At 67.2% G+C, this 2076-nt stretch carries 1 protein-coding gene; it reads right to left on the bottom strand.

Features of this window, described 5'->3' with window-relative positions; translation table 11 throughout:
- Positions 1–84: 84 nt before the first annotated feature.
- A complete protein-coding gene (gene ltrA, locus ACIQZO_RS40455; protein WP_403636421.1) occupies positions 85–1536 on the bottom strand; it encodes a group II intron reverse transcriptase/maturase in 1452 nt (483 codons plus the stop codon).
- Positions 1537–2076: the final 540 nt, after the last annotated feature.

The raw sequence follows: 2076 nt of genomic DNA, 5'->3' as shown, positions 1-2076 counted from the left end.
GTTGATGGGTCGGGCCGGGGCGCCCTGCCGGGATTACTCCCGGTGGGTTTCCCCGCCCCGCCCTCCGAACCCGGCGTGCGGCTCTCACCGCACCGGGCTCTCCACGAGATCATCCGTTGGGAGCGGGCTTTCCAGAGCGTCCGGCCAAGGGCTGGAGATGCCGTTCGTGCCTCGGTAGCGGTAGCGAGTGATCGGTACTCTGCCGAGGTCGAACAGTTGGATCCCGTCCATTTCGATGGGTCTCCACTGCCCGTTGGGGCCGCGGAGCCATCGTCGGACGGCCGTCCACGTCATGCGGTGCCGGTGCATCACCCAGCGGACGATGCGCCACCAGACGAAGGTGTGCAGGGTCTGCAGGGTGTGCTTGGCGACCGCGTGCCTGAAGTAGTTGGCCCAGCCGCGCAGGATCTGGTTGATCCGGATCAGCGTGATCTTGTAATCGAGATGCGACAACCTCTGGGTCAGTGCCTTGATCTTCCGTTTCAGCGACGCGACCGGTTTGTCGGCGATGAACGTGTAGACGTGCCACTTGTCCGTTCCGCGCTTCCGCATCCAGACGATGCGGAATCCGAGGAAGTCGAACCCGTCCGCAAGGTGCACCACCTGGGTCTTGGCCGGTGACAGCACCAGGCCCATCGGGGCCAGGACCGTGCTCACCTGCTCGCGAAGCGCCTCAGCGTGCTCGCGGGTGCCGTGGACCATGACGACGAAGTCGTCCGCGTAGCGGACCAGTCGCCAGGTCGGCAGGCCCCGCCGCCGTTGCCGCTCGCGATCCCGCCGACTGCCCATCGTGCTGGTCCACTGCTCGGCGGCGAAGTCGTCGAGCACGGACAGTGCGATGTTGGCCAGCAGAGGCGAGAGGATCCCGCCTTGCGGTGTTCCCGAATTGGTCTCGTTCCGCTCGCCGGGCTCGGTCATGATCCCGGCCTTGAGGAACGCTTTGACCAGCGCCAGCACCCGCTTGTCCTTCACCCGCGACCGGACACGGCCCATCAGGGCCGTGTGGTCGATGCGGTCGAAGCACGCCTCGATGTCCGCGTCCAGCACCCAGCGGTATCCCTGGGAGCCGAACAGGTGGATCTCGGCGATCGCGTCGTGCGCGCGCCGGTTGGGCCGGAACCCGTAGGAGTACGGACGAAAGTCCGCCTCGAATACGGGTTCAAGGACCAGCTTCAGCGCGGCCTGCACCACCCGGTCCGTGACGGTCGGGATCCCCAGCCGGCGTAGTTTCCCGCCCGTCTTGGGGATCATCCGCTCGCGCACCGGCAAGGGCTGGAAGGCCCCGGCTCGAAGTTCGGCGCGGATGTGATTCAGATGCGCTGTCACTCCGGACGCCAGGACGTCGGCGACGAGAACGCCGTCCACGCCTGCTGTCCGGGCCCCGGTGTTGCCCGCGACCCGCTGAAACGCCATCACCAGGACGGCCGGGTCACAGACGAAGTTGAACACATCGTCGAACCGGAAGCCGTGATCGGCTACCGCCCAACGGTGCAGCTTGGTCTGCATCTTCCGTACCCGCGCCTCGGCGACCAGCACCGTGGGCCACGCGACCGGGGCATCCACCCCGGTGTCTTCGGACATTGCAGTTCCTTCCTTGCAATCTCGCTGCCGCCCTTCCCCATGTGCCGGGCTTTCCCCGGCTCGGAGTACTACGGCGGCTCCGCCCCTCCCCGGCCCGGTCGGCCGACGGTGGGCCCAGCCCGGTTCCCGCGCTGGCCGCGCGGAACCCGGGCAGAGCCGGGGAGGTTCCCGTGTTCACTGATTGATCGATCGTCGGAGTAGGCACCCGGCTATACCCCCGCGGCATCGCCACGACTACCCCGCAGCAATTCACCGTGGCCTCCCCGGCGCTCTGGCAGAAACCGCCGGGAAGTTGCCCGCCTTGGAACACTGACGAGCACGCGCCGCAACCAGCCCAGATCCGCCAGGTTCGAGCTGATGTCACCTTAGGAGGCTTCAAACACCGGTTCCTCTCGTATACCTCTCCGTCTCACTCGCCGGACCCGCACCATCTGGCAGTGCTGACACGTCCCGGCTTCGTCAGGGCCGCTTGCCACCCTCCCCGGCACCTCCCGG

Origin of the sequence: Streptomyces sp. NPDC097617, from assembly GCF_044761485.1 — a bacterium.
Lineage (GTDB): Bacteria > Actinomycetota > Actinomycetes > Streptomycetales > Streptomycetaceae > Streptomyces.
This window is presented reverse-complemented; position numbering and strand designations above follow the sequence as displayed.